Source organism: Streptomyces sp. NPDC058877, assembly GCF_042742855.1.
Lineage (GTDB): Bacteria > Actinomycetota > Actinomycetes > Streptomycetales > Streptomycetaceae > Streptomyces.
In genome coordinates, this window is the sequence record NZ_JBHYMF010000099.1 from 1 (window position 1) to 25,980 (window position 25,980).

Below are 25,980 nucleotides of genomic sequence, written 5' to 3' on the forward strand. Positions count from 1 at the left end.
GGGCCGGGCGGATGCCCGGCCCCTCCCGTCGTGCGGCGGTCCGATCGCGTTGCGCACGGGCCCTGCCCGGCGACCCTCCCCTGGTTCCGCCGGGCGTCCCCCGAGCCCGTGTGCTCCCCCGTCGACCGGACCCCTCCGGTCGGCCCCGGCAGCTCCCCCGAAGTCGCCGCCGTGGCCGTTCCCCGTCGGGAGTGGCTTAGTTGGCCGGCTCGGTGGTGGCGTGCATGTTGCCGTTCGGGACCGCGTCGGCGCTGCCGTCGATCGGCTCGGTGGTGGCGTGCATGTTGCCGTTGATGCCGAGCTTCTCGGCCACCGAGTCGGTGAGCGGAGCGCCCGTGGCGTGCATGTTCTTGCTGACGATCTCCTCGCCCGTGGCGTGCGTGTTCGTCGGCTTGACCGCGGGCGCGGTCGGGTCCAGGTCGGCCATGTGGATCAACTCCCGTGATGACTTCGGATGGGGCGAGTGGGCCCGTCCGGTCGTTCCCCCGTGGACAACCGGGGGCCCACTCGGAGCCGTTCACCCTAGTGCGACGGTGTGACGGCCGTACCATCGACCCGTCCGTCCCCCGAAGCGGCGGATCGATGTGAGAAGACTGCCGCACGGCCATAAACGAACGATGAACGCGCAGCTCACCGGTCAGGCCGCGGCGGTCTCCAGGAGCAGGGCCCGCACCTCGGACTCCTCCGGCGAGCCCAGGTCCGCGAAGATGCCGAGGGCCTCCTTCCAGCAGACCTGGGCCCGTCCGTGCTGCCCGATGCCGGAGAGGGCGCGTCCCAGCACGACCAGGACCTGTCCGCGGCGCCATTCGCCGCCCACTCCCCGGAGGACGACCAGCGCCGTCTCCGCGTTCGACGCGGCCTGGGCGTACCGGTGGGCGGCGATGTCCACCTCGGCGATCCTGAAGAGGGACATACCCTCCCAAAGGCGCTGTCTGCTGTCCCGGAACACTCCGAGGGCCTCGCTCAGCCGTGCCGTGGCCTCGGCCAGGCGGCCGCTCTGGGTCAGTGCGAGTCCCAGGGCGTAGCGGCCGTTGGCGCCCTTGAGGGCGTGCCCCATGGCGTCGTACATGTCGGTTCCCCGACGGGCCAGTTCGACGGCGATGTCCGTCTGGCCCATGGCCAGGTGGATCCTGGACAGGTTGCACAGTGCGCTGGCCTCGCCGGCGGCGTCGTCGCAGGCGCGGAAGGAGGCCGTGGCCTGGGCGAGGAAGCGTTCCCCGTCGGCGTTGCGCCCCTGGTAGAGGGCCATGATGCCCAGGGCGTTGGCCGCCCAGCACAGCGGCAGGTCGTCGCCGGTCGCGGAGGCGAGGTCCATCGACTCGTGGGCGTGGCCGTCGGCCTCGTCGAAGCGGCCCGACACGTGCTGGACGTACGCCAGGGTCAGCGCCGCGCGTCCCTCCGCGCGGACGTCGCCCGCCGTGCCGGCCGCCTCCCGCAGGACCGTGGCGACCGCCTCGTACTCCTTCGAGTTGGTGCCCGACTCCGCCAGGTCCAGCGAGGCCCAGAGCAGGTCCACGCCCCGGCGCAGGGTGCTCGGGGAGGAGGCCGACTGGCGGACCGTGGCCAGCAGGCAGTTCGCCTCGGCGTACAGCCAGTCCTGGGCTTCGTGGCGGTCGGTGAAGGCGAGCCCTTCGTAGGCCGTGGCCTCCAGGTGGTCCACCAGGCGGTCGCCGGGGCGTTCGATCGCGTACACCCGGGCCGCCGTCGACAGGTAGAAGTCCAGGAGCCGGGAGAGCGCGGCCTCCTTCTCCGACGGGGGCTGTTCGTCGCGGTCCGCGCAGGCACGCGCGTAGAGGCGGACGAGGTCGTGGTAGCGGTAGCGGCCGGGGGCGGCGGACTCGACGAGGGAGGTGTCGACCAGGGCTTCCAGGAGGTCCTCGGTGTCCCGGGGCGGCAGGTCGAGCACGGCCGCCGCGGCGGCGAGGGAGACGTCCGGTCCGTCGGCGAGGCCGAGCAGCCGGAAGGCGCGGGCCTGGGCCGGTTCCAGTTGGCCGTAGCCGAGTTCGAAGGTGGCCTTGACGGCGAGGTCGCCGGCCTGGAGCTCGTCGAGGCGGCGCCGCTCGTCCGCCAGTTTGGCGGCGAGGACCGAGACCGTCCAGGTGCGGCGGGCGGCGAGGCGGGACGCGGCGATGCGGATGGCCAGGGGGAGGAAGCCGCAGGCCGCGACCACGTCGAGGGCGGCTTCCCGTTCGGACTGGACGCGCTCCTCGCCCACGATCCGGGTGAACAGTTGGAGCGCCTCCTCCGGGGACATCACGTCCAGGTCCACCAGGTGCGCGCCGGCCAGGTCGACCATGCGGATGCGGCTGGTGACCAGGGCCGCGCAGCCCGCCGTGCCGGGGAGCAGGGGGCGGATCTGGGCGGCGTCCCGGGCGTTGTCCAGGAGGACCAGGACGCGGCGGCCGTCGAGGGTCGAGCGGTAGAGCGCGGCCCGGTCGTCGAGGGAGTCGGGGACGGCCGTGTCGGGGACGCCGAGGGCGCGGAGGAAGGAGCCGAGGACGGTCTCGGGCGCGACGGCGCGGGAGCCGGCGCCCTGGAGGTCCACGTACAGCTGGCCGTCCGGGAAGTGCGGGCGGGCCTCGTGGGCGACGTGCACCGCGAGCGTGGTCTTGCCGACGCCGCCGATGCCCGCGAGGGCCGATACCGCCATGACGGAGCCTTCGGCGCTCGACAGGAGTGCGCCCAGTTCCCGGACGAACGAGGTGCGGCCGGTGAAGTCCGGCACGGTCGCGGGGAGTTGTGCGGGGCGGGCGACGGGGGCGGCTGCCGGGGCCGGTTCCTCCACCGGTCGGGCGAGCTCGCTGTCGGCGCGGAGGATGCGCTGTTGGAGCCGGGACAGTTCGGGGGTGGGGTCGACGCCCAGCTCGTCGGCGAGGAGCCGGCGGGTGTCGGCGTACACGGCGAGGGCTTCGGCCTGTCGCCCGCCGCGGTAGAGGGCGAGCATCAGCAGCTCGCGCAGGCGTTCCCGCAGGGGGTGTGCGGCGGTGAGCGAGGTCAGTTCGGAGACGGCCTCGGCGTGCGCACCGATCTCCAGGTCGATGTCCAGGCGGCTTTCGAGGAGGGTGAGCCGCCATTCCTCCAGACGGGTCCGCTGGGTTTCGGCATGGGGGCCGGGCACGGAGGCCAGGACCTCGCCGTCCCACAGGTCGAGGGCCTCGGCGAGCCGTGCGCGGGCGGCCGTGCGGTCGCCGCCCGCGCGGAGCTTCTCCGCCTCCGCGGCGAGTTCTTGGGCCGTGGTGACGTCGAGTGCGGTGGTGCGCAGCGCGTAGCCGCCGGACTCGCTGACGAGGACCTGGGGGCCCAGGGCCTTGCGGAGCCGGGAGGCGTAGGTGCGGACCGCGGCGAGGGCCTGCGAGGGCGGCTCTTCGCCCCAGAGCGCGTCGATCAGTTCGGCTGCGGTGGCGGTGCGTCCGCCGCGCAGCAGCAGGGCGGCGAGCAGGGCGCGCTGCTGGGGCGAGCCGGTGGGCACGGGTTCGTCGTCGCGCCAGGCGCGGACGGGGCCGAGCACGCCGAAGCGGAGCCCGGCGCCGGCCGGTGGTGGCCCGGTGCGGGCGGTGTCCACGGCGCCGTCCGCACCGGTGCCCCGTCGTCCGCCGGTGGTGTCCGTCGTTCGGCGCGTCCGCTGTGCGGGTACGCCCGGTTCGGCCGTGGCGTCGTTCTCGCCCGGGAACCGCGCCGGAACTCGCGGCCCGTTCTCACGGTCCATAGCTCCCCCTGCCCCTACCGCTGGTTTCGCCCAGCACAGTCTGCCTTGTCCGGAGGCGGTCCGTCAGCATCGGGTCGAAGGGGGCGGGGGCGTTCTGCCCCGCAATAGCTGACGGACCGTCAGATCGACGCTACCGTGAAGTCCATGGAGACCTTCCCGAAGATCATCTCGGTGGACGACCACACCGTGGAGCCCCCGCACGTCTGGCAGGACCGGCTCCCGTCCCGGTATCGCGGCACCGGTCCCCGGATCGTCCGCGCTCCGCTGAAGGAAATGACCTTCCTCGGCGGGAAGTTCGCCCCGGTGATGGGCGCCGAGGGGGACGACGGACCGATCGGCGACTGGTGGGTGTACGAGGACCTGCACCGGCCCCTCACCCGGCTCGACACCGCCGTCGGCTACGACCGGGACGAGATACGCCTCGAAGTCATCACCTACGAGCAGATGCGGCCCGGCTCCCACTCCGTCCCCGAGCGGCTCGCCGACATGGACGTCAACCACGTCCAGTCCGCGCTCTGCTTCCCGACCTTCCCCCGTTTCTGCGGGCAGACCTTCACCGAGGCGTCCGACCGGGAGCTCGGGCTCCTCTGCGTCCGGGCCTACAACGACTGGATGGTCGAGGAGTGGTGCGGGCCCGAGGCGCGGGGACGGCTGATCCCGCTCACGCTCATCCCGCTCTGGGACCCGCGGCTCGCCGCGGCGGAGGTCCGCCGGAACGCCGCGCGGGGGGTCCGGGCGGTCGCCTTCTCCGAGATCCCGCCGCACCTCGGGCTTCCCTCGGTCCACACGGACCACTGGGACCCCTTCTTCCGGGCCTGCGACGAGACCGGCACGGTCATCGCCATGCACATCGGCTCGTCCAGTCGGATGCCGTCCACCTCGGCCGACGCCCCGCCGGCCGTCGGCTCCACGATCACCTTCGCCAACTGCTGCTTCTCGATGGTCGACTGGCTGATGAGCGGCACCTTCGAGCGCTTCCCGAACGTGCGGATCATGTATGCCGAGGGGCAGATCGGTTGGATCCCGTACATCCTGGAGCGCGCCGACGTCGTCTGGGAGGAGAACCGGGCCTGGGGCGGGGTCGCCGACAAGGTGACCCGTCCGCCGTCCGAGCTCTTCGCGGAGCACGTCTTCGGCTGCTTCTTCGACGACGCCTTCGGGCTCCGCAACCTCGATGCGATCGGCACGGCGAACGTCCTGTACGAGACGGACTATCCGCACTCGGACTCCACCTGGCCCCGGTCGAAGGAGGTCGGCGAGGCCCAGATGGGCCACCTGGCCCCGGACGTCGTGGAGCGGATCGTGCGCGGGAACGCGATCGACCTGCTCGGGCTGACCCCGGAGGGCCTCTGGGTGCCGTGAGCCGTGCCGTGAGTGGTGCCGGGGGTCGCGCCAGGGGCCGTGTCGGGGTCGCGCCGGGGGCCGTGGCATGAGTGGCGTCGTGCGGGGTGTCGGAGCGGTGCTGCGGGCGGCGCCGCGGACGGATTCCTTCCCGGTGGTCCCGGTGATCCGTGCCCGCCACCCCCTTGCCTGATGGTGCGTCAGGCACGAGCATGGCCGGACTCGCTCGTGTGACGGTTCGTCAGATATGGGGGTCTCCATGGTGGTCTACGGGATGCAGCTGCCGGTCCAGTCGCAGAGCACCCTCTACGCCGAGGCCTGGGAGGCGACCGCGGGCCCGGCCGATCTGCTCGCCGTGGCCCGGGCCGCCGAGGCCCACGGCTTCGACTACCTCGCCGGCTGCGACCACGTCGCCATCCCGCGCCGGCTCGCCGGTCCGATGTCCACCGTCTGGTACGACCCGGTGGCCACCCTCTCCTTCCTGGCCGCCGCCACCGAGCGGGTCCGGCTCCTCGCGCACGTCGCCGTCGTCGGCCTGCGGCACCCGCTCGTCACGGCCAAGGCGTACGCGACGCTCGACCACCTCTCCGGGGGGCGCCTCGTCCTCGGGGTCGGCGCCGGGCACGTCCAGGAGGAGTTCGAGGCGCTCGGCGTGGACTTCGCGCGCCGCGGCGCCGTGCTCGACGAGACGATCGACGCACTGCGGGCGGCCCTGGGGCCCGAGGAGTATCCGGAGCACACCGGAGAGCGCTTCTCCTTCAAGGACCTCGGCCAGCTGCCCCGGCCCGCGCAGGAGCGGGTGCCGCTCTGGGTGGGCGGTTCCTCGCCGGCCGCCCTGCGCCGGGCCGCACTCAAGGGGGACGGCTGGCTGCCGCAGGGCGACCCGCGGGAGGAGCTCGCCGCACGGATCCAGCGGTTGCTCCGGCTCCGGGCCGGGGCGGGGATCGCGGAGCCGGTCACGGTCGGAGCGATCACCGAACCGCTCTACGTCGGCGCGCCCGGCTGGGAGGTCGGCCGACGCACCCTGAGCGGCCGTCCGGAGGAGCTCGCCGCCTCCCTGCGGGCCTACGGGGAGATGGGCGTGCACCAGATCCAGGTCCGCTTCCGGTCCCGGAGCCGGGACGAGCTCATCGACCAGATGGCGGCCTTCGGTGCGGAGGTCGCCCCCCATCTGAACTGAGGGACGTGGCAGGCATGGGAAAGCTCGACGGGCGGGTCGTCCTCATCACCGGCGCGGCGCGCGGGCAGGGCGAGCAGGAGGCCAGGCTGTTCGTCGCCGAGGGGGCGAAGGTGCTCCTCGGGGACGTGCTGGACGGGCCCGGGGAGGCGCTCGCGAAGGAGCTGGGGGAGGACCGGGCCGCGTACGTCCACCTGGACGTGACGAGCGAGGACGACTGGGCGGCGGCCGCGGCTGCGGTCACGGAGCGGTTCGGGAAGGTCGACGGGCTGGTCAACAACGCGGGCGTCCTCCGCTTCAACGCACTGCTCGCGACGCCGCTGGACGAGTTCCTGACGGTCGTCTCGGTCAACCAGACCGGCTGCTTCCTGGGCATCCGCGCGATCGCCCCCGAGATCGCGGAGGCCGGCGGCGGGACGATCGTCAACACCGCCTCGTGCACCGGCGTCACGGGCATGGCGGGCGTCGGCGCCTATGCGGCGAGCAAGCACGCGGTCCTCGGCCTCACCCGGGTCGCGGCCCTGGAGCTGGCCGCGCGCAACATCCGGGTGAACGCGGTCTGCCCCGGGGCGATCGACACCGCGATGAGCAACCCGGAGGGCGTGGACCCGGCGGCCACGGCCGAGCTGTACCGGAGGTCGGTCCCGCTCGGTCGGGCCGGGCGGCCGGAGGAGGTGGCGGCCCTCGTGCTGTTCCTGACCGGAGGGGACTCGGCGTACGTCACGGGGCAGCCGTTCGTGATCGACGGCGGCTGGCTGGCCGGCGTGAGCCCTTCCTGAGGGAAATCTCTGACGACTCGTCAGGTATTGACGCACCCCCCGTGCGGTGCGACAGTCGGGCACATCAAAGATCTGACGGTTCGTCAGAAACGATGAGGACGGTGAACCCCCTTGGAATTCGGGATCTTCGTACAGGGATACGTCGGCAAGCGCGCCGAGACCGATCCCGAAGCCGAGCACAAGGCCCTCATGGAGGAGACCGAGTACGTCATCCAGGCGGACGCGTCCGGGTTCAAGTACGCCTGGGCCTCCGAGCACCACTTCCTGGAGGAGTACTCGCACCTCTCCGCGAACGACGTCTACCTCGGCTACCTCGCCCACGCCACCGAGCGGATCCACCTCGGCTCCGGCATCTTCAACCCCCTCGCCCCCGTCAACCACCCGGTGAAGGTCGCCGAGAAGGTCGCCATGCTCGACCACCTCTCCGGCGGACGCTTCGAGTTCGGCTCCGGGCGCGGTGCGGGCTCCCACGAGATCCTCGGGTTCATGCCGGGCATCACCGACATGAACCACACCAAGGAGATCTGGGAAGAGACCATCGCCGAGTTCCCCAAGATGTGGCTCCAGGACGAGTACGTCGGCTTCCAGGGCAAGCACTGGTCGCTGCCGCCCCGCAAGGTCCTCCCCAAGCCGTACGGCGGGTCCCACCCCGCCATGTGGTACGCGGCCGGTTCACCGGGCTCGTACGCCATGGCCGGCCGGATGGGCCTCGGCGTCCTCGGCTTCAGCGTCCAGAAGGTCTCCGACATGGAGTGGGTCGTCGAGTCCTACAAGAACGCGATCAAGGAGGCCAGGCCGGTCGGCGACTTCGTCAACGACAACGTGATGGTCACCTCGACGGCCATCTGCGCGGAGACCCACGAGAAGGCGGTCGAGATCGCCGTGGGCGGCGGGCTCAACTACCTGCAGTCGCTCCTCTTCCGCTACCACGACACCTTCCCGCGGCCCGAGGGCATCCCCGAATGGCCCGAACTCCTGCCGGAGTACTCCGCCGAGATCATCGAACTCCTCATCCAGGAGGAACTGATGATCTGCGGCGACCCCTCCGAGGTCCTCGCCCAGTGCAAGCGGTGGGAGCAGGCCGGCGCCGACCAACTGTCCTTCGGGTTGCCCATCGGCATCTCCTACGAGGACACGATGAACTCGATCAAGCTGATCGGCGAGCACGTGATCCCGGAGATCGACACGGACCCGGTCCACCGCACCACCCGCATGCGCCGGTCCGCAGGCTCCTGACGGGACGCCCCCGCCCGGGGCGGACGGAAGCCGACCGGGGCGGAAGGGCCCGCCACCGGCGGGCACCGACACAGACGCGGGGCGGCGTCTTCCCGGATCGCCGCCCCGTACCGGCCCCGGCCGGCGGCCGTTCCGCGGCGGCCCCGGTCCGGGGCACACCCACGTCCCCGCGCAGAGAGGACCGTCATGCTCGACCACCTGATCAAGGGCGCCACCGTCGTGGACGGCACCGGCGCCCCCGCCCGCACCGCCGACGTGGGGATGCGCGACGGGCGGATCGTGCTCGCCGTCGCCGGTGAGGAGGCCCGCACCACCGAGGACGCCACCGGCCTCGTCCTCGCCCCCGGCTTCGTCGACCCGCACACCCACTACGACGCCCAACTGTTCTGGGACCCGTACGCCACCCCGTCCATGAACCACGGCGTCACCACCGTCGCCGGCGGCAACTGCGGCTTCACCCTCGCCCCCCTCCACCCCGACCGGCCCGAGGACGCCGACTACACCCGCCGGATGATGGCGAAGGTCGAGGGCATGGCCCTCAAGGCCCTCGAAGAGGGCGTCGACTGGAGCTGGTCCTCCTTCGCCGAGTACCTCGACGCCCTCGACGGGCGGATCGCCGTCAACGCCGGCTTCATGGTCGGCCACTGCGCCCTCCGCCGGTACGTGATGGGCCCGGACGCCGTCGGCGGACGGCCCACCCCCGAGCAACTGGCACGGATGGTCGCCCTGCTCAAGGAGGCCATGGAGGCGGGGGCCTGGGGCCTCTCCACCACCCAGTCCGCCACCCACTCCGACGGCGACGGGGCCCCCGTCGCCTCCCGGCACGCCACCCCCGCCGAACTGATCGCCCTGTCGAAGGCCGTCGGCGAGCACGAGGGCACCCAACTGGAGGCCATCCTCGCGGGCTGCCTCGACCAGTTCTCCGACGAGGAGATCGAGCTCTTCGTCGAGATGACCGCCGCCGCCGGGCGCCCCCTCAACTGGAACGTCCTCACCATCGACGCGGCCGTCCCCGAGCGCGTCCCGCGCCAGCTCACCGCCTCCGAACGGGCCCGCAAGTCCGGCGGCCGGATCGTCGCCCTCACCATGCCGATCCTCACCCCCATGAACATGTCCCTCGGCACCTTCTGCGCGCTCAACCTCATCCCCGGCTGGGGGGAGGTCCTGGCCCTGCCCGTGCCCGAGCGGATCCGGAAGCTGCGCGACCCGGCCGTGCGGGCCGAGATGCTGCGCCGCGCCGACTCCAAGGAGGCCGGGGTCTTCCGGCGGCTCGCGCACTTCGGCCGGTACGTCATCGGCGACACGTACAGCGCGGAGAACGAGGGGCTCACCGGCCGGGTCGTCCGCGACATCGCCGCCGAGCGCGGCCAGGACCCCTTCCAGGCCCTCGTCGAGATCTGCGCCAACGACGACCTGCGAACCGTCCTGTGGCCGATGCCCACCGACAACGACCCGGCCTCCTGGGCGCTGCGCCGGGAGACCTGGGAGCACGAGGACGTCCTGCTCGGCGGCTCGGACGCGGGCGCCCACCTGGACCGGATGTGCGGGGCCCCCTACACGACCCGCTTCCTCGGGGACTGTCTGCGCGGTCGGAAGCTCGTCCCGCTGGAACGCGCGGTGCGGATGCTGAGCGACGACCCGGCCCGGCTCTTCGGGCTCCGCGGGCGGGGCCGGATCGCCGAGGGCTTCCACGCCGACCTGGTCCTCTTCGATCCGGAGCGGATCGACGCCGGTCCGGCGACCCTCGTCCACGACCTGCCGGGGAACAGCCCCCGGCTCGACTCGCGCGCCGTCGGGATCGTCTCGGTGCGGGTCAACGGGGTGGAGACGGTGCGCGACGACCGGGTGACCGGCGCCGTACCGGGCCGGGTGCTGCGCTCCGGCCGCGACACCAGGACGGTGAGCACCCGGTGAGGACCGAGAAGCTCTTCATCGGCGGCGCGTGGGTCGAGCCGGACGGAGGCCACTACGAGGTGATCGACCCGGCCTCCGAGGAAGTCGTCGGCCTGGCCCCGGAGGCCTCCCGGGCCCAGGTGCACCAGGCCGCCGCCGTCGCCCGGGAGGCCTTCGCGAGCTGGTCCCGCACCACGCCGGCGGAGCGGGCCGCGATCCTGGACCGGGCCGCCGACCTGATGGCCCGGGACGCCGAGGCCCACGCGCTGCTCGCGCGCTCCGAGACCGGCGCGACGACCGGCACCGCCCGCGGGATGCAGGTCGCGGTCGGCGCCGCCCGCTTCCGGCGGTACGCGCGGGGCGCCCTGGAGCCGGTCGAGCAGGCGCTGCCCCCGCAGATCAACGAAGCCGGGCCGATGGGGAAGGCCGGGGTGTTCGGTGCGGTGGCGGTGCGGCGCCCGGTCGGTGTCGTCACCTGCATCACCTCCTACAACAACCCCTGGGCCAATCCGGCGGGCAAGATCGCCCCGGCGCTCGCGATGGGCAACACGGTCCTGGTGAAGCCGGCCCCGCAGGACCCGCTCTCGGTGTACGCGATGACCCGGGCCCTGGCGGAGGCCGGCGTCCCGGCGGGCGTGGTGAACGTCGTCACCGGCTCCGCCCGGGAGGTCGGGGAGGCGGCCGTCGACTCCCCGGACGTCGACATGGTCTCCTTCACCGGCTCCACGGCGGTCGGGCAGGCGATCGGCGAGGTCTGCGGACGGTCGTTGAAGCGGCAGCTGATGGAGCTGGGCGGGAAGGGCGCCGCGCTCGTCTTCGACGACGCCGACCTGGACGCGGCGGTGGGCGGCATCGGGACGACCTTCGCCTTCTACAGCGGCCAGATCTGCACGGCCCCGACCCGGGTGCTCGCGCAGCGCGGGATCTACGAGCGGCTGCTGGAGAAGCTGACCGGCTACCTGTCCTTCATGAAGGTGGGGCATCCGGCGGAGCGGGGCACGGTGGTCGGCCCGGTGATCTCGGCGGCCCACCGCGACCGGGTGGAGGCGTACGTGGAGCTGGGGCGGAAGGAGGGGGCCCGGGTCGTCGCGGGCGGCGGGCGCCCGGACTTCGCGAAGGGCTTCTACGTGGCCCCGACCCTGCTCGCCGACTGCACCAACGAGATGCGGGTGGTGCGGGAGGAGATCTTCGGCCCGGTCGTCGTGGTGGTGCCCTTCGACGAGGAGGAAGAGGGCATCGCGCTCGCCAACGACAGCGACTACGGGCTGATCGACTACGTGTGGTCCGGGGACGTGGCCCGCGCTTTCCGCGTCGCGGCCCGGCTGCGGTCCGGCGGGGTGGGCGTGAACACGATCGGGCGGAACATGGAGGCGCCGTTCGGCGGCTTCAAGAAGAGTGGTGTCGGGCGGGACGTGGGCTCGTACGCCCTGCACGCCTACAGCGAGCTGCAGGCGGTGGTCTGGCCGGGGTGAGCCCTCCGGCGGAAGCCCGGACCGGGGCCGCGCGCCTTCCGCGGGTGGCCTCGTCCGGGCCTCCTGACGACGGCCCGAAAAATTCCACGGGAAAATTTCGAAACGGACATTTGGGATGCCGCTGCGGTTCCCGCATATCGGACAGCTTTCACCGGACCTATCGGTTGGTTGGCTCGTTACGATGGTCGATCTTTCAATCAATGGCGAGTGTCTGATTTGACCCGCGCAATGCAAGGTGAAGATCGTTCAGGTGAGCGGAGTCTGATCTTCCGGATATGGAAACCGCAGCACTTAACGTCCTCTTCATGACTCAGGTGGACGTACGGCCCCAGGCCGGAGACACGGTAAGGGGCGTCGACGCTCCGGGCGGCACCTCCGGTGTGCGCACCAAGGGCCTCGGCGGCAACTCCGTGGGCCTCCTCGGCAGTGCCGTCATCGGTGTCTCGACCGTCGCCCCCGTCTACTGCCTGACCTCGACGCTCGGCTCCACCGCCGGCGAGGTCGGCCTGCAGATGCCCGCCGTCTTCCTCGCCGGCTTCCTGCCGATGCTCCTCGTCGCCTTCGCGTACCGCGAGCTCAACAAGGCCATGCCCGACTGCGGCACCTCCTTCACCTGGACCGTGAAGGCCTTCGGCCCGAAGATCGGCTGGATGTGCGGCTGGGGCCTCGTCATCGCGACGATCATCGTGCTCTCCAACCTGGCCGGCGTCGCGACCTCCTACTTCTGGCTCCTCGCGGGCGAGATCAGCGGCAGCGACTCCCTCGCCGCCCTGGACGACAACAAGGCCGTCCACATCCTCACCTGCCTCGCGCTCATCGCCGTCGCCACCGTGATCAGCTACCGCGGCATGACCGCCACCAAGGGCCTGCAGTACGCCCTCGTCGGCCTCCAGCTCGTCGTCCTCGGCCTCTTCGTGGCGATGGCGCTGTCGAAGGCCGGCTCCTTCGAGACCTCGGTCGACTTCTCCTGGTCCTGGATGAACCCCTTCGCGGTGCAGTCCTTCGCCGCCTTCACGGCCGGACTCTCCCTCTCGATCTTCATGTACTGGGGCTGGGACGCCTGCATGGCGACCAACGAGGAGACCACCGGCAGCACCAAGACGCCCGGTCGCGCCGCCCTCATCGCGATGCTGGTCCTCGTCGGCTCCTACCTGGCCACCGGCGTCGCCGCCCAGATGGCCGTCGGCTCCGGCGACCAGGGCCTCGGCCTCGCCAACCCGGGGACCTCCGACAACGTCTTCGCCGCCCTCGCCGGCCCCGTCATGGGCCCCGCGCTCGGCATCCTGCTCTTCGTCGCGGTCCTCGCCTCGGCGGCCGCGAGCCTCCAGACCACGTTCATCCCGGTCGCCCGCACGGTGCTCGCGATGTCCACGTACGAGGCCCTGCCGCCGTCCTTCACCAAGGTCCACCCGGTCTTCAAGACCCCCGGCAGGGCCACGGTCGTGGCCGGCATCGCCACCGGAGTCTTCTACACCGTGATGACCCTGGTCAGCGAGCACGTCCTGGTCGACACCATCTACGCCCTCGGCCTGATGATCTGCTTCTACTACGCCCTGACGGCCTTCGCCTGCGTCTGGTACTTCCGCCAGGAGCTCTTCCGCTCCGGCCGTGACTTCGCCTTCAAGGGCCTCATGCCGCTGCTCGGCGGCCTCATGCTCACCGCCGTCTTCGGCAAGACCATGTACGACATGTGGGACCCGGCCTACGGCTCCGGCTCGGCCGTCCTCGGCGTCGGCTCGGTCTTCGTGATCGGCGTCGGACTGCTGCTCCTCGGCGTGCTGGTCATGCTCGTCATGCAGCGCAGGAGCCCGGCCTTCTTCCGCGGCGAGGTCCTGACCAAGGAGACCCCCTCGCTGGTGGTCGCCGACTGACGTCCCTCCGGGGCGTTCCCAGAACGCGAAGGCGGCGGGCCCATGGGGGGACTCGCCGCCTTCGTACGTGGTGCGTACGGCTCAGTGGTGCCCGGGGAGCAGGCGCTCCACGGCCGCGTTGGCGGGCGGCAGGTCGGGCGTGCCGGCCGGCTTCGCCTTGGGCGTCAGGACGCCGCTGAGCGGCACGACCGAGGGGAGGTTCATGCCGCCGGTGTCGGCGGTCGCGGTCCCGGCGGTGGCGCCAGCGGCGCCCGCGGCGGCGAGAACGGTCAGGGCGGCTGCGGTGAGGATCCTCTTCATGCCCGCTCCAACGCGGACGGCCCGGATCCGGTTACGGCGGGCCGCAGCGACCCACCCCCTCACCAGCCCGCGCCGGCGGGCTGCCGGACGGAGACGTTGAGCCGGTTGAACAGGTTGGTGAGGCCGACCATCAGGACGATCGCGGCGAGCTGCTTCTCGTCGAAGTGGTCGGCCGCCGCGTCCCACACCTCGTCCGGCACCGCGTCGGAGACGTCGGCGAGCCGGGTCGCCGACTCGGCGAGGGCGAGGGCCGCGCGCTCCTCGTCGGAGAAGTACGGGGTCTCCCGCCAGGCGGCGACCATGAACAGCTTCTCGTCGTCGACGCCGTTCTTCCGGGCGCTCTTGACGCCGTAGTCGACGCAGAAGCCGCACCCGTTGATCTGGCTGGCGCGCAGGTGCACCAGCTCCAGGATCGACTCGTCGACCCCGCCCTGACGGGTGGCCTTGAGCAGGTTCTGGATCGCCGGGCCGGCGTCGGCCAGGACGTGGGCGGGGTTGGTCATGCGGGCCTCGGGCTGGTGCGTCATGGAGGGTGCTCCTCGGTTTCGGTGGTCCTTCGTCGGCTGCTTCCACTGCACTGACGGACCCCGCGCCGCGGATGTGACACGACCGGAGAAATCTCTTCGAGCGACACGACCGCGGCACCGCTCCCGTCGCACCCCTCGGAAATCCGCACCGCACGCCCTACCGTGCGGTCATGCGGATCTCGACCACGATCTTCCTGACCGACGAGACCATCGACCCGGTGCGGCTCGCCCGCGAACTGGAACAGCGCGGCTTCGCCGGGCTCTACCTCCCCGAGCACACCCACATCCCGGTGAGCCGCGAGACGCCCTATCCGGCGGGCGGGGAGCTGCCCCGCGAGTACGGCAGGACCCTCGACCCCTTCGTGGCCCTGGGGCAGGCGGCGGCCGTCACCGAGCGGCTGGGCCTCGGCACCGGCATCACCCTGATCGCCCAGCACGACCCGATCGTGCTCGCCAAGCAGGTCGCCACCCTCGACCACCTCTCCGGCAGTCGCTTCACCCTGGGCATCGGCTTCGGCTGGAACCGGGAGGAGGCCGCCGACCACGGCGTCGACTGGTCCACCCGCCGGGAGCTCGGCCGCGACCGGCTGGACCTGATGCGGGCCCTGTGGGCGCCGGAGGCGACGGCGTACGCGGGGGAGTCCGGGGCGTCCGTGCGCGCCTCGGAGGCCTGGCCCAAACCGGCCGGCGGCTCCCCGCGGGTCCTGCTCGGCGGCGCGGCGGGCCCGAAGCTCTTCGGACAGATCGCCGCGCAGGCCGACGGCTGGATGCCGATCGGCGGCCGGGGGCTGACGGAGTCCCTCCCGGTCCTGCGGGAGGCCTGGGAGAAGGCCGGCCGCGCCCCGGACGGCCTCGTGGTCGTCCCGTACGCGGTCCTCCCGAGCCCCGGCAAGCTCGCCCACTACGAGGAACTGGGGTGCGAGGAGGTCGTGCTCCAGCTGCCGCCGGGCGGCGAGGCGGAGGTGCTCGGAGTGCTGGACGCCTACGCGCGGTACCTGCCGTGACGGCTCCGCGGCCTCTCCGCGGCGGCGCCGACGGCCCTCCCCCGGAGGACCCGGACCGCCGCCCGGAGCGCCGCTCGTATGCTCGGTCCATGACGGATCACCAGGCAGGACGCCCCACCGAGAACGCCATGCGCCGCGCGCTGAAGCGGGCCAGGGACGGGGTCGCGCTCGACGTCGCGGAGGCCGCCGTGCTGCTGCGGGCGCGCGGAGAGGACCTGGCGGACCTGGTGGCGTCCGCCGGACGGGTCCGGGACGCCGGGCTGGAGGCGGCCGGACGACCGGGGGTCATCACGTACTCGAAGAGCGTCTTCATACCGCTCACCCGGCTCTGCCGGGACAAGTGCCACTACTGCACCTTCGTCACCGTCCCCGGCAAGCTGCGCCGGGACGGGCACGGGATGTTCATGTCGCCGGACGAGGTCCTCGCCATCGCCCGGCGCGGTGCCGCACTGGGCTGCAAGGAGGCGCTGATCACCCTGGGCGACAAGCCCGAGGACCGTTGGCCCGAGGCCCGGGAGTGGCTCGACGCGCACGGGTACGACGACACCATCGCGTACGTGCGGGCCATGGCGATCCGCATCCTGGAGGAGACCGGGCTGCTGCCCCACCTCAACCCCGGGGTGCTGTCCTGGACCGACTTCCAGCGCCTCAAGCCCGTCGCGCCCTCCATGGGCATGATGCTGGAGACGACCGCGACCCGGCTCTGGTCGGAGCCCGGCGGCCCGCACCACGGGTCCCCCGACAAGGAGCCGGCGGTGCGGCTGCGGGTGTTGGAGGACGCCGGCCGGTCCTCCGTCCCCTTCACCTCGGGGCTGCTGCTCGGCATCGGGGAGACCCTGGAGGAACGCGCCGAGTCCCTCTTCGCGCTGCGCCGGACCGCGCGGACCTACCACGCGATCCAAGAGCTGATCATCCAGAACTTCCGCGCCAAGCCGGACACCGCGATGCGCGCGGCGCCCGACGCCGAGATCGACGACCTGGTCGCCACCGTCGCCGTCGCCCGACTGATCATGGGCCCCGCCGCCTGCATCCAGGCCCCGCCGAACCTGGTCGACTCCGCCTACGAGCGGCTGATCGCCGCCGGCATCGATGACTGGGGCGGGGTCTCCCCGCTCACCATCGACCACGTCAACCCGGAACGGCCCTGGCCGCAGATCGAGGAGTTGGCCGCCCGTTCCGCCGCCGCCGGCTTCGAGCTGCGCGAACGGCTCTGCGTCTACCCCGAGTTCGTGACCCGGGGCGAACCCTGGCTCGACCCCCGGCTCCTCCCGCACGTCCGCGCCCTCGCCGACCCCGCCACCGGCCTCGCCGACCCCGACGCGCCCGTGCGCGGCCTGCCCTGGCAGGAGCCCGACGAGGCCTTCGTCGCCGCCGGCCGCACCGACCTGCACCACACCATCGACACCACCGGCCGCACCCACGACCGGCGGGAGGACTTCGACGAGGTGTACGGGGACTGGGAGGCGCTCCGCGAGGCCGCCGCCCCCGGGATGGTGCCCGAGCGGGTCGACGCCGACGTCCGGGAGGCCCTCGCGGTCGCCGCCGACGACCCGACCCGGCTCACCGACTCCCAGGCCCTCGCCCTGCTGCACGCCGACGGCCCCGCGCTCGACGCCCTGACCCGGATCGCGGACGACGTCCGCCGGGCCGCGGTCGGCGACGAGGTCACCTACGTCGTCACGCGGAACATCAACTTCACCAACGTCTGCTACACCGGTTGCCGCTTCTGCGCCTTCGCCCAGCGCCGCACCGACGCCGACGCCTACACCCTCTCCCTCGACCAGGTCGCCGACCGGGCCCAGCAGGCCTGGGAGGTCGGCGCCGTCGAGGTCTGCATGCAGGGCGGCATCCACCCCGACCTGCCCGGCACCGCCTACTTCGACATCGCACGCGCGGTGAAGGAGCGGGTTCCCGACATCCACGTGCACGCCTTCTCCCCGATGGAGGTCGTCAACGGCGCCACCCGCACCGGCCTCTCGATCCGCGAGTGGCTGACCGCCGCGAAGGAAGCGGGCCTCGACTCGATCCCGGGCACGGCGGCGGAGATCCTGGACGACGAGGTCCGCTGGGTCCTGACGAAGGGGAAGCTGCCCGCGGCGACCTGGATCGAGGTCGTCACCACGGCCCACGAACTGGGCATCCGCTCCAGCTCGACGATGATGTACGGGCACGTGGACCAGCCGCGGCACTGGCTCGGCCACTTCCGCACCCTCTCCCGCATCCAGCAGGAGACCGGCGGCTTCACCGAGTTCGTGACGCTCCCCTTCATCCATACCAACGCACCCGTCTACCTGGCCGGCATCGCCCGCCCCGGGCCGACCACCCGCGACAACCGCGCGGTCATCGCCATGGCCCGGCTCCTCCTCCACCCGCACATCCCGAACATCCAGACCAGTTGGGTGAAGCTGGGCACGGAGGGCGCGGCGGAGATGCTCCGCTCCGGCGCCAACGACCTCGGCGGCACCCTGATGGAGGAGACCATCTCCCGGATGGCCGGGTCGAGTTACGGCTCCTACCGCTCGATCCGCGACCTGGAGGCGATCGCGGCGGCGGCGGGGCGCCCGGCGAAGCCCCGCACCACCTCCTACGGGGAGGTGCCGGAGGAGCGGCAGCGCACGGCGAGGGCCTCGGACGGGCACCTGCCGGCCCTGCTGCCGCTGGTGCAGGAGTAGGGGCGCCCGGGGCCCGTCGAGGACGGCGGGTCCCGGGGCCCGGGACCCGTGTTCCGGACCCGGACCCCGTTTCCGGGGCCCGTGTTCCGGTTCCGGGCAGGGCCGCCGTCCGCCGCCTCCGCGCGGTCCGCTCCCCTGTCCGGGCCGCTGCCTCCGCCCGGCCCGCGCTCCCTCCGCCCGGTCCCGCCAGGGCGTCCCGCACGCCCTCCCGGGGGCTGGCGGAACACGGTCAAAAGCGGCCTCCGGGGCGTCCGCTCACATAACGTTCCGGCCATCAAACGGACGTACTCGGTCGATTACAGTGCTGCGCAGACCGGTCTACGGGGGGAGGGCACGTCGTGGCCACGACAGCCGCAGCCGTGTGGGGCCGCGCCGAACAGCAGGACTTCCGGGCCCGCGTACGGGGGTGTCTGCTCGGCGGTGCCCTCGGCGACGCGCTCGGTGCGGGCGCCACCGCCCACACCCTCACGGAGCTCCGCGAGGCCCACGGACCTGACGGACTGACCGAGCCGGTGCCCGCCTTCGGCCGCCGGGGCGCCGTCACCGCCGCCACCCAGATGGCCCTCTTCACCGTCGACGGCCTGATCCGCGCCCAGGTCCGCCGGGACACCGGCGTCTGGCACCCGCCCACGGACGTGCACCGCGCCCACCGGCGGTGGGCCGCCACCCAGCACGACTGGGGCCCCGACGAGCGCCGCAAGGACAACGGTTGGCTCGCCCGCGAGGAATGGCTCTACGCCCGCCGCAACCCTCCCCGCGCCTGCCTCACCGGTCTCGCCGACGACCAGCTCGGCACCCTCGACAAGCCCAAGAACCCGGACGCCCACGACTCCGGCGCCCTCGCCCGCTCGGCGCCCTTCGGGCTGCTCGTCGGCTGGGAGCCGCAACTCGTCTGCCAGCTCGCCGTCGAGTGCGCCGCCCACACGCACGGCGCCCCGGCGGTCGGCCTCGCGGCGGGCGCCCTCGCGGTCACCGTGCACGGCCTCGCCCGCGGCGGCTCCATCGAGGCGGCGGTGGCCCGGGCCCGGGAGCAAATCGCGTCCCGTCCCGGCCACGAGCCGGTCACGGAGGCGCTGGACCGGGCCCTCGGGGCCGTCCGCGAAGGAGTGCCGGACGCCGACCGGGTGACCGCACTCGGCGCCGGCGAGGACCGGGCCGAGGGGCAGTTGACGGCGGCCGTCTACTGCGCCCTGGTCGGCGAGGACGTCCGGCACGGGCTGCGGCTCGCGGTGAACCACGACGGCCCCTCGGAGGTGACGGGGGCGCTCACGGGCGCGCTGCTGGGCGCCCTGCACGGCGAGACGGCCCTCCCGCCGGCCTGGCTGGCCGAACTGGAGGGACGCGCGACGGTCCTGGAGCTCGCGGACGACTTCTCGATGGAGATGACCCAGGGCACCGCCCTGCACACCCCCGCCGAGTCCTCCCCGGGCTGGCTCGCGCGCTACCCGCGGGCCTGACGGTCGAGGGGGCCCGTCCCCGCGCCGGGTCAGCGCATCAGTTCCCCGGCGTTGACCAGCAGCGACTGCCCCGTGATGGCCCGCGCCCGATCGGAGGCCAGGAAGAGCACCGCCTCCGCCACGTCCCCGTCCGTCGCGAGCTCCGGCAGGGCCATCCGCGCGGTGAGCCGGGCCAGCACCTCGGCCTCCGGCACCCCCTCGGCGTCCGCGGCGAACCGGACGTACGCCTGCACCGGCGGACCCCACATCCAGCCCGGCAGCACGGTGTTGACCCTGATCCGGTGCGGACCCAGCTCGTGCGCGAGCGAGTACATCGCCGAGGTCAGCGCCCCCTTCGAGGCCGCATAGGCCGCCTGCCGCACCTGGGTGGGCGCCGCCACCGCCGACTGCGTCCCGATCAGGACCACCGAACCCCCGCGCTCCTTCAGCGCCGGCAGGCAGGCCCGGGTCATCCGCAGCGTGCCCAGCAGGTTCACGTCCAGGACCCCCTGCCAGGTCGTGAAGTCCGCGTCCTCCAGCCCTCCGAAGTGGGAGTCCAGGGCGGCGACGTGGACGACCGCGTCGATCCCGCCGAAGCGCTCGACGGCGAGCGCGGCGAGCGCGGTGCACTGCTCCTCGTCGGTGATGTCGGCGACCCGGTGGGCGACGCGGTGCCCCTCCGGGTCGATCTCCGCGGCGTACTTGGCGAGGTTGGCCCCGGTGCGGGCACCGAGGACCGCGCGTCCCCCCTCGCGCACCACCGCTTCCGCGACCCGGTGGCCGAGACCGGCGCCGACCCCCGACACGACGACCGTCTTCTCCCGGAGCAGCATCCCGACCCCTCTCGCCCCTGGCCATTCATCTGACGGCCCGTCAGAGTAGGGGGCCGGCACCGACATGGGAAGGGGCACGAGAGTGAGCGAGGAGACCCGCAGCGACACCTACGCGGAACTGGCGGCCGTCGGGCCGTACGGAGTGCGTCCCGGCCACGCGCTGATCACCATGGTCGAACCGCACCCGGGCCATGAGCACGCCTACAACCGCTGGTATGAAGACGATCACTATTACGCCGGCGCCATGGCCATGCCCTGGATGTACGCCGGCCGGCGCTGGGTCGCCACCCGCGAGCTCCAACTGCTCCGGGTCCCCGAGAAGTCCGCCGTCGCCCGACCGGTCACCACCGGCTGCTACCTCTCCACGTACTGGATCACCGAGGGCCGCTACGACGACCACATGAAGTGGACGGTCGGCATCAACAAGCGGCTCAACCGCGACGCCCGCGTCCACCAGGAGCGGACCCACGTCTTCACCGCCTTCCAGGACCACGCGGCGACCGTCTACCGCGACGGCGCGGCGGGCCCCCGCGACTTCCACGCTCTCGACCACCCCTACGCCGGCCTGATCCTCCAGGTCGTCGACGCCGACGGGCCCCGGGAGCGGGACGCGCTGCTCGACCGGCTGTGCCGCGGCGAACTGCCCCGGCGGCTCGCCGGCTCACCGGCGGCGATGGTGACGGCCTTCCGGCCGACCCCGCTGCCCGGCGACCGCATGACGTACGTGAAGCAGGTCGAGGGCGTCGACACCCGACTGACCCTGCTCTGGTTCCTGGAGGAGGACCCCCGCACCTGCTGGACGGAACACTTCGCGGACCTGGAGGCCCTGGGCGGGAGCGACGGCGGACGGGTCGAGCTGGTCGCCCCGTTCATCCCGACCGTGCCGGGAACGGACCGCTACGTGGACGAACTGCGCTGAACGCCCGGAAGCGGTGCGGGGCGCCCGGGGGAGGGCTTCGCGGCTGGTGGCGCCGCGTGCACAAGGCCCCCATCCGTACGCTCGTCGGCGCCCCGCGTTGCTTCTAACCCGGCCGTCTGGCTGAGCCGTTGGAGCTCAGGTCCCGAGCTGTCCGCTCTTGATGCCTGCGATGAATGCGGTGTACGGGGCGGTGGACACGGCGAGGGTGGGGCTGGTGGGGGTCTTCGAGTCGCGGACGGGGACTGCGCCGAGGGTCGACACCAGGTTGTGGGCGACCTCCACGCAGTTGCCGCCGTTGTTGCTGTAGGAGGACTTGAACCACTGCGGAGTCGTCACGGGTAAGCCTTTCGTGCCTCGCGGATCATGGTCACCGGTTGTCTGGCTGAGCTGTTGGAGCTCAGGCCCCGAGCTGTCCGCTCTTGATGCCTGCGATGAATGCGGTGTACGGGGCGGTGGACACGGCGAGGTGGGGGCCGGTGGGGGTCTTCGAGTCGCGGACGGGGACCGCGCCGAGGGTCGACACCAGGTTGTGGGCGACCTCCACGCAGTTGCCGCCGGTGTTGCTGTAGGAGGACTTGAACCACTGCGGATTTCCGGTCGTCACTGGTAGCCCTTTCGTACCTCACGGATCATGGCAACCGATGCACTCTGGGGGAGGGCTTCGGCCTGTAGCTGATGGTAGGCCGTCAACAAGGGCCATACCGCCGCCGAGTCGCGCTCTAGATGGCCCCGCATCTGCGACTCCGCGTAGGCAATCACAGTCATGTCCGGCAGGGTCAACAGGTTTGTCGGAAGGTAGAGCGCGCGGTGTTCGCCTATCTCGAACGGGGCGATCTGAAGGATCGTGTTGGGGAGTTCGGCGACTCTCAACAAGTGGTCAAGCTGCGCACCCATGGTCCCCGGGCCGCCCACTTGCCTGCGGATGCAGCTCTCGTCCATCACGACCAACATCATCGGTGGGCGAGCGCGCGCCACGGTGGCCTGCCGTTCCGCCAGGAAAGCCACGAGTTCGTCTGCCTGATCGGGGGTGATTTCGCCCCGCCGCACGGCGCTGTTCGCCAGGCACCTGGCGTATTCCGGTGTCTGCAGCAGGCCCGGGACGATTCCGATGTCGAACAACCGCAGCTCTACGGCTCGCCCCTCATGTTCCACGTACTCCGGGAACCCCTCCAGCAGCGAGCCCTGATGCATCTCGCGCCACTCACGCTCGAACGAGTCGCCCGTTCCCAGCGCGGTGTCTGCCCTGCGGGCGAGGCGCAAGGTTGGCATCTTGCGACCAGTTTCGACGGATGAAATATGCGTGCTGGAATATTCCATCCGGGCGCCCAACTGGTCCTGCGACCAGCCCTGTTCCTCGCGCAGCCTGCGTAGACGGGCTCCGAATGCGGCTTGTGGGGACGCATCCGGATCTAAGTCCTTGACGTTCAACGCTCCGCCACCGACCTTTCGTCCTTTCTTGGCACGTTGAAAGGGCCTCGACTCTAAGCCACGCTGACGGCTCCTGGTAGTGGAATCACTACGGAGAGGAGCGCCCGTGCCCGACCGCAACTCCTGCCCGAGCCTGGTGCAGACGGCAGTTCCCGACCTCGGGACGTACATGGCGATGGACACCGTCGAGGGCTCGTCCCGGTTCGGCAGGGTGACCGCTTGGGACGGTGACCTGGTCCACTTGGTGCCCCCGGGCGGGGGAGCGGAGTGGACGGCGGCCCCGACCGCGCTGCGCCGGCCGAACGAAGAGGAATGCGCGCGCATCCGCGTGCTCACCTCTCCCGTGCCGACGGTGACCCCGTGACCCGGGTCTACGGGTACGTGCTGCACCGCATCCGGCGCGACCCCGAGTCCGAGCCCGTCGTGTCGGCCCGTTGCCTGCACGAGGGGTGCGCGTGGACGTCCGCGCCGAGCGCGACCGTGAACCCCGTCGACGACGCGTGCATGGGGCACACCGGCCTCAATCCGGAGCACGCCCGCTTCGCCCGGCAGTTCGCTGACGTGGCAGTCGTGGGCCGTTTGGACCCCACGTGAGAGGCGCAGTGGCAGCGGCCGTGCTCGGCGGTGCTGCCGACTCGTGCTCTTCCTGGCGCTCACGGATGCCCGGTGGGGCTGCGCGAACTGGCCTGGACATGCGTTGAGTGGACTGCCTGAGGTTTCCTGCCCATCCCTTATCCCCTGACGCGGGTTTGACGTCACGTCCCCAGACTCCGTCCTTTGGCGCGGCCTCATCTGAAGTGAGGTCCCGAGCCGAGGGGCGGGCAAGACCCTGCCCGTTGCCCGGGCAGGTTCCATGCGCGACACAAACAAGAGGAGCGAAAGCATGACCGCTGTATCTTCCGATCTCCGCACCGGCCGGTCCCTCGTGGACTCGGAGCTGTTCAACAGCGTCGTCGAGTTCACCATGACGCACTTTGGCTACGACCAGGGGAAGGCGGAGCGCGCGACCGACCAAGCGTTGGCGTTCCTCGCCACGGTCGGTACGGCCACGGTCAAGATGGTTCCCTCGGATGACGTGGACTGCGCGCTGCACAGCTTCATCCTCCACACCGTCGACTATCGCGAGTTCTGCGAGACGTACGCGGGCCGGTTCCTGGAGCACAACCCGCGCCCCGGTGGCGGGGGCAGGGTCCTGGAAGAGGTGCAGGCCACTGCCCACGCGATCAAGGGCAACGGGTTCATGGTCATGGACTCGCTCTGGACCGTGAACGGCGAGAACGCGGCGCAGTGCGACTCTGACTGTGGACGCGACTACCGGGCTGTCTAGCCGCTACGGTCCGGCCGGGAGAGCGTGCGGGGCCGGTCGCCGTTTGGTGGTCGGCTCCGCACCATTGGGAGAGTCGAGAATGGCAACAAGCACACCACCCAAGGGACTTCCGCGTGGAGTTCTCGACGTGATCACGCCGACGAACACCCGTCCCGTGGTCAACCGGCGGGGGTCGACGGTTTGGTACGTCGAGACCGAGGGCGGACCGTATGCGGTGAAGATCGGGTATCCGAGCCACACGCACGCCCATACCGCCCTCGCTCCGAGCCGTGAAGCGCACATTCTGCGCGCCCTCGGGGCCGGACCCATCTACGATGGCGAATGGGCCGAAGGCACGTGGAGCGTGCAGCCGTGGCATTCGGGGCCGAGCCTGTACGAGCAATGGGCAGTGCACCGCACACCCGGCAATCGGACCGCTCCGAGCCGACGCGATGTCCTTGCCAGCGCCACGGCTCTTGCGGACTTGCACCGGTCCGGGTGGGTGCACGGGGACGTGCAGCCGGCGCACCTGATCATGGGAAGGGCCGCGGCGACGTTGATTGATCTCGGATTGGCGCGTGGTGGACCTGTCCCTGTCCGATGGGACTTCCCATACAAAGGTTGCCTCGTCCACTACGAAGCCCCGGAGATTGCTCGCAGCGTTCTTGTGCACGGCACCGCCGAGCCGACCCATGCGTCTGATGTGTACGCGCTCGGGGCCTCGCTCATGATCAGCGCAACGGGGCGGCGTCATGTTGCCTACGCCGATGAAGCCTCACGTGAGGACCAGCGGCAAGCAATCGTGGACAAGCCGCACCGCCCGGTCATGATCGCGGGGGGGCTGGGCGGGCTGGTGGACGCCATGCTGAGTTACCGGCCGTCCGACCGTCCCACGGCCCATGAGGTTTGCGCGGCCCTGATGCTTGCCACGTAGCGCTATATGGCGGGTTCCCCTGTACCGTCCCGTCCGTGCTCAGCTCCCCCATGTAGCGGCGTGGCGTTGCTGATATCAGCTACTCGCCCCTTGGTCGTCGCCCTCGCGTGTCGGCTCGGCTACGTATGTCCCTCGCTGCGGCACGGTGAAGACAAGTCCGGCAGAGACCAGTTCGGCGACTGCGCGGCGCACCGTGGGACGGGACAACCCGTACGCATCACACAGGGCGGACTCAGACGGAATCGGACGACGGGGCTTCCAGTCTCCCCGGGCAAGCCGCGCCCGCAGGATGCCGACGAGTTGTTGATACGGGGGCTCGGGAGCGTCGCGCTCCACCTGGTCATCAGGGCCGAAAGTCATGGGGAAACGGTATCGGCCCGGTCTCATGCGGGCACATTCCGCCATGTTGCTTTACGTGCCTTTACAAGTGCTGACGAGAGCTGACGTAAGCATCTATGCTCAGCAAGGAAAACGCCCCGACAGACCGCTTAGGACCGGTCCGCCGGGGCTTGCCGAGACAGCTTTAGGGAGCTGAAACGACCATGCGCGATCTTATCGCCCTCGTATCCATCGGACTCGGGTCACTGCTCTTACTGTGGTGCGCGCTCGAAGCGCGTCCGCCCCGCCGGCCCGGGCGTCACTCCGCCGCCCACCGCGCACCCGAGACCCTGCCCACCCTCACCGGTCCCCACATGAGGCCGTGGCCGACCCCCACCCCGGAGCACGTCCGCGCCCGCCGCGCCCCGCTCCGCGGCGAGGACACGGCCCTGATCCGTCCCTATGCCCCCGGCGGTCGCGCGGTGGACCCCGGGGTCATCCACGAGCGCCGCATGGCCGCCGTGCTCGCCACGCTCGGCGTGGACCATCCGTACGGCTACGAGGGGGACCAGTTCGACGTGCTCGCCGGCCGCACCGCTGCGGGGGTGAGCGCATGACCCGCGACGGACTGACCGCCGACTCCACCGGGCACGTGGCACTGTGCGTCGCGTGCCGCACCACCACGCACGCGCCCGTGGCGGTCCGCTGGATCCAGGGCGCCAGCGGCCCCGGCGCGACCCTCTACGCCTGCCCGGACCACGCGGCGGAACTCGCCCCCGGTCCTCTGCCCGGAGAGCTGGAGCAGCTCGTGTAGTCCCTTCCCGTGGG

The 25,980-nt window shown here is 71.8% G+C and carries 26 protein-coding genes; 17 read left to right on the plus strand and 9 right to left on the minus strand.

What is annotated here, in order from left to right:
• Nucleotides 1-196: 196 nt before the first annotated feature.
• Together ACFW2Y_RS22255 and ACFW2Y_RS22260 are read right to left on the minus strand one after the other, a co-directional pair.
• Nucleotides 197-427: a hypothetical protein gene (locus ACFW2Y_RS22255; RefSeq protein WP_384881881.1), complete on the minus strand. Its 231-nt coding sequence runs from the start codon at nt 425-427 to the stop codon at nt 197-199.
• 210 nt (nt 428-637) lie between these two features.
• Nucleotides 638-3,706 (minus strand): BTAD domain-containing putative transcriptional regulator, encoded by a 3,069-nt coding sequence (locus ACFW2Y_RS22260; RefSeq protein WP_384881884.1) that lies wholly within the window; start codon nt 3,704-3,706, stop codon nt 638-640.
• A gap of 144 nt (nt 3,707-3,850) precedes the next feature.
• On the opposite strand from ACFW2Y_RS22260, the gene ACFW2Y_RS22265 reads away from it, so the two are divergent.
• The 7 genes from ACFW2Y_RS22265 (at nt 3,851) to ACFW2Y_RS22295 (ending at nt 13,475) form a co-directional block, all read left to right on the plus strand.
• Nucleotides 3,851-5,068, plus strand: a complete 1,218-nt coding sequence (locus ACFW2Y_RS22265; protein WP_384881887.1) for an amidohydrolase family protein — start codon at nt 3,851-3,853, stop codon at nt 5,066-5,068.
• Nucleotides 5,069-5,306: 238 nt separating this feature from the next.
• The gene (locus ACFW2Y_RS22270; protein WP_384881890.1) at nt 5,307-6,227 is read left to right on the plus strand and encodes an LLM class F420-dependent oxidoreductase; all 921 of its coding nucleotides are present in this window, start codon (nt 5,307-5,309) and stop codon (nt 6,225-6,227) included.
• A gap of 14 nt (nt 6,228-6,241) precedes the next feature.
• A complete protein-coding gene (locus tag ACFW2Y_RS22275) occupies nt 6,242-7,003 on the plus strand; it encodes an SDR family NAD(P)-dependent oxidoreductase (protein ID WP_384881893.1) in 762 nt (253 codons plus the stop codon).
• Between the two features lie 111 nt (nt 7,004-7,114).
• Nucleotides 7,115-8,239 (plus strand): LLM class flavin-dependent oxidoreductase, encoded by a 1,125-nt coding sequence (locus ACFW2Y_RS22280; RefSeq protein WP_384881896.1) that lies wholly within the window; start codon nt 7,115-7,117, stop codon nt 8,237-8,239.
• Between the two features lie 186 nt (nt 8,240-8,425).
• Entirely contained in the window at nt 8,426-10,153 is a 1,728-nt protein-coding gene (locus ACFW2Y_RS22285; protein WP_384881899.1) for an amidohydrolase family protein, read from the plus strand.
• Nucleotides 10,150-11,604, plus strand: a complete 1,455-nt coding sequence (locus ACFW2Y_RS22290; protein ID WP_384881902.1) for an aldehyde dehydrogenase family protein — start codon at nt 10,150-10,152, stop codon at nt 11,602-11,604. Before ACFW2Y_RS22285 ends, ACFW2Y_RS22290 begins: the two co-directional genes overlap by 4 nt.
• Before the next feature lie 305 nt (nt 11,605-11,909).
• A complete protein-coding gene (locus tag ACFW2Y_RS22295) occupies nt 11,910-13,475 on the plus strand; it encodes an APC family permease (RefSeq protein ID WP_384881905.1) in 1,566 nt (521 codons plus the stop codon).
• A gap of 81 nt (nt 13,476-13,556) precedes the next feature.
• Here the strand turns inward: ACFW2Y_RS22295 and ACFW2Y_RS22300 are convergent, their stop codons facing one another.
• Nucleotides 13,557-13,775, minus strand: a complete 219-nt coding sequence (locus ACFW2Y_RS22300; RefSeq protein WP_384881908.1) for a hypothetical protein — start codon at nt 13,773-13,775, stop codon at nt 13,557-13,559.
• Between the two features lie 59 nt (nt 13,776-13,834).
• Nucleotides 13,835-14,302, minus strand: coding sequence for a carboxymuconolactone decarboxylase family protein (locus ACFW2Y_RS22305; protein ID WP_384881911.1), 468 nt, complete (start codon nt 14,300-14,302; stop codon nt 13,835-13,837).
• 170 nt (nt 14,303-14,472) lie between these two features.
• Between ACFW2Y_RS22305 and ACFW2Y_RS22310 the strand changes: the two genes are divergently transcribed.
• The 3 genes from ACFW2Y_RS22310 to ACFW2Y_RS22320 all read left to right on the plus strand — a co-directional run bounded on the left by ACFW2Y_RS22310 (nt 14,473) and on the right by ACFW2Y_RS22320 (nt 19,435).
• Nucleotides 14,473-15,306: an LLM class F420-dependent oxidoreductase gene (locus tag ACFW2Y_RS22310; protein WP_384881914.1), complete on the plus strand. Its 834-nt coding sequence runs from the start codon at nt 14,473-14,475 to the stop codon at nt 15,304-15,306.
• An 89-nt stretch (nt 15,307-15,395) separates the two neighbouring features.
• Nucleotides 15,396-17,978, plus strand: coding sequence for a bifunctional FO biosynthesis protein CofGH (locus ACFW2Y_RS22315; protein ID WP_384881917.1), 2,583 nt, complete (start codon nt 15,396-15,398; stop codon nt 17,976-17,978).
• Nucleotides 17,979-18,316: 338 nt separating this feature from the next.
• Nucleotides 18,317-19,435 carry an ADP-ribosylglycohydrolase family protein gene (locus ACFW2Y_RS22320; protein ID WP_384881920.1) on the plus strand — a complete coding sequence of 373 codons (1,119 nt, stop codon included), beginning with the start codon at nt 18,317-18,319 and terminating at the stop codon, nt 19,433-19,435.
• A gap of 29 nt (nt 19,436-19,464) precedes the next feature.
• Here the strand turns inward: ACFW2Y_RS22320 and ACFW2Y_RS22325 are convergent, their stop codons facing one another.
• Entirely contained in the window at nt 19,465-20,247 is a 783-nt protein-coding gene (locus ACFW2Y_RS22325) for an SDR family oxidoreductase (protein WP_384881923.1), read from the minus strand.
• 82 nt (nt 20,248-20,329) lie between these two features.
• On the opposite strand from ACFW2Y_RS22325, the gene ACFW2Y_RS22330 reads away from it, so the two are divergent.
• Nucleotides 20,330-21,166: a hypothetical protein gene (locus ACFW2Y_RS22330; RefSeq protein WP_384881926.1), complete on the plus strand. Its 837-nt coding sequence runs from the start codon at nt 20,330-20,332 to the stop codon at nt 21,164-21,166.
• 135 nt (nt 21,167-21,301) lie between these two features.
• Here ACFW2Y_RS22330 and ACFW2Y_RS22335 read toward each other — a convergent pair whose 3' ends face one another.
• The 3 genes from ACFW2Y_RS22335 to ACFW2Y_RS22345 all read right to left on the minus strand — a co-directional run bounded on the left by ACFW2Y_RS22335 (nt 21,302) and on the right by ACFW2Y_RS22345 (nt 22,594).
• Nucleotides 21,302-21,502 carry a DUF397 domain-containing protein gene (locus tag ACFW2Y_RS22335; RefSeq protein ID WP_384881929.1) on the minus strand — a complete coding sequence of 67 codons (201 nt, stop codon included), beginning with the start codon at nt 21,500-21,502 and terminating at the stop codon, nt 21,302-21,304.
• 61 nt (nt 21,503-21,563) lie between these two features.
• A complete protein-coding gene (locus tag ACFW2Y_RS22340; RefSeq protein WP_384881931.1) occupies nt 21,564-21,770 on the minus strand; it encodes a DUF397 domain-containing protein in 207 nt (68 codons plus the stop codon).
• Nucleotides 21,767-22,594: a Scr1 family TA system antitoxin-like transcriptional regulator gene (locus tag ACFW2Y_RS22345; RefSeq protein ID WP_384881934.1), complete on the minus strand. Its 828-nt coding sequence runs from the start codon at nt 22,592-22,594 to the stop codon at nt 21,767-21,769. Before ACFW2Y_RS22345 ends, ACFW2Y_RS22340 begins: the two co-directional genes overlap by 4 nt.
• A 106-nt stretch (nt 22,595-22,700) precedes the next feature.
• Here ACFW2Y_RS22345 and ACFW2Y_RS22350 point away from each other — a divergent pair, with 106 nt between their 5' ends.
• From ACFW2Y_RS22350 to ACFW2Y_RS22365, 4 genes are all read left to right on the plus strand, one after another.
• Nucleotides 22,701-22,958: a hypothetical protein gene (locus ACFW2Y_RS22350; RefSeq protein ID WP_384881937.1), complete on the plus strand. Its 258-nt coding sequence runs from the start codon at nt 22,701-22,703 to the stop codon at nt 22,956-22,958.
• Nucleotides 22,955-23,188, plus strand: coding sequence for a hypothetical protein (locus ACFW2Y_RS22355; RefSeq protein ID WP_384881940.1), 234 nt, complete (start codon nt 22,955-22,957; stop codon nt 23,186-23,188). Before ACFW2Y_RS22350 ends, ACFW2Y_RS22355 begins: the two co-directional genes overlap by 4 nt.
• 289 nt (nt 23,189-23,477) lie before the next feature.
• Nucleotides 23,478-23,921, plus strand: coding sequence for a hypothetical protein (locus tag ACFW2Y_RS22360; RefSeq protein WP_384881943.1), 444 nt, complete (start codon nt 23,478-23,480; stop codon nt 23,919-23,921).
• 127 nt (nt 23,922-24,048) lie between these two features.
• A complete protein-coding gene (locus ACFW2Y_RS22365; protein ID WP_384881946.1) occupies nt 24,049-24,834 on the plus strand; it encodes a protein kinase in 786 nt (261 codons plus the stop codon).
• A gap of 75 nt (nt 24,835-24,909) precedes the next feature.
• Here ACFW2Y_RS22365 and ACFW2Y_RS22370 read toward each other — a convergent pair whose 3' ends face one another.
• Nucleotides 24,910-25,239 (minus strand): GntR family transcriptional regulator, encoded by a 330-nt coding sequence (locus ACFW2Y_RS22370; RefSeq protein WP_384881949.1) that lies wholly within the window; start codon nt 25,237-25,239, stop codon nt 24,910-24,912.
• 137 nt (nt 25,240-25,376) lie between these two features.
• Here ACFW2Y_RS22370 and ACFW2Y_RS22375 point away from each other — a divergent pair, with 137 nt between their 5' ends.
• Entirely contained in the window at nt 25,377-25,769 is a 393-nt protein-coding gene (locus tag ACFW2Y_RS22375) for a hypothetical protein (RefSeq protein ID WP_384881952.1), read from the plus strand.
• On the plus strand, nt 25,766-25,966 hold the full coding sequence (locus ACFW2Y_RS22380) for a hypothetical protein (protein WP_384881955.1): 201 nt from the start codon (nt 25,766-25,768) through the stop codon (nt 25,964-25,966). The genes ACFW2Y_RS22375 and ACFW2Y_RS22380 overlap by 4 nt, the downstream gene beginning before the upstream one ends.
• The last annotated feature ends 14 nt before the right edge of the window (nt 25,967-25,980 follow it).

Bases quoted from the DNA above. Each gene is read 5' to 3' on its own strand.
- ACFW2Y_RS22255 (WP_384881881.1), bottom strand. From the start codon at position 427: ATGGCCGACCTGGACCCGACCGCGCCCGCGGTCAAGCCGACGAACACG.
- ACFW2Y_RS22260 (WP_384881884.1), bottom strand. From the start codon at position 3,706: ATGGACCGTGAGAACGGGCCGCGAGTTCCGGCGCGGTTCCCGGGCGAG.
- ACFW2Y_RS22265 (WP_384881887.1), top strand. From the start codon at position 3,851: ATGGAGACCTTCCCGAAGATCATCTCGGTGGACGACCACACCGTGGAG.
- ACFW2Y_RS22270 (WP_384881890.1), top strand. From the start codon at position 5,307: ATGGTGGTCTACGGGATGCAGCTGCCGGTCCAGTCGCAGAGCACCCTC.
- ACFW2Y_RS22275 (WP_384881893.1), top strand. From the start codon at position 6,242: ATGGGAAAGCTCGACGGGCGGGTCGTCCTCATCACCGGCGCGGCGCGC.
- ACFW2Y_RS22285 (WP_384881899.1), top strand. From the start codon at position 8,426: ATGCTCGACCACCTGATCAAGGGCGCCACCGTCGTGGACGGCACCGGC.
- ACFW2Y_RS22295 (WP_384881905.1), top strand. From the start codon at position 11,910: ATGACTCAGGTGGACGTACGGCCCCAGGCCGGAGACACGGTAAGGGGC.
- ACFW2Y_RS22300 (WP_384881908.1), bottom strand. From the start codon at position 13,775: ATGAAGAGGATCCTCACCGCAGCCGCCCTGACCGTTCTCGCCGCCGCG.
- ACFW2Y_RS22305 (WP_384881911.1), bottom strand. From the start codon at position 14,302: ATGACGCACCAGCCCGAGGCCCGCATGACCAACCCCGCCCACGTCCTG.
- ACFW2Y_RS22310 (WP_384881914.1), top strand. From the start codon at position 14,473: ATGCGGATCTCGACCACGATCTTCCTGACCGACGAGACCATCGACCCG.
- ACFW2Y_RS22315 (WP_384881917.1), top strand. From the start codon at position 15,396: ATGACGGATCACCAGGCAGGACGCCCCACCGAGAACGCCATGCGCCGC.
- ACFW2Y_RS22325 (WP_384881923.1), bottom strand. From the start codon at position 20,247: ATGCTGCTCCGGGAGAAGACGGTCGTCGTGTCGGGGGTCGGCGCCGGT.
- ACFW2Y_RS22360 (WP_384881943.1), top strand. From the start codon at position 23,478: ATGACCGCTGTATCTTCCGATCTCCGCACCGGCCGGTCCCTCGTGGAC.
- ACFW2Y_RS22370 (WP_384881949.1), bottom strand. From the start codon at position 25,239: ATGGCGGAATGTGCCCGCATGAGACCGGGCCGATACCGTTTCCCCATG.
- ACFW2Y_RS22375 (WP_384881952.1), top strand. From the start codon at position 25,377: ATGCGCGATCTTATCGCCCTCGTATCCATCGGACTCGGGTCACTGCTC.
- ACFW2Y_RS22380 (WP_384881955.1), top strand. From the start codon at position 25,766: ATGACCCGCGACGGACTGACCGCCGACTCCACCGGGCACGTGGCACTG.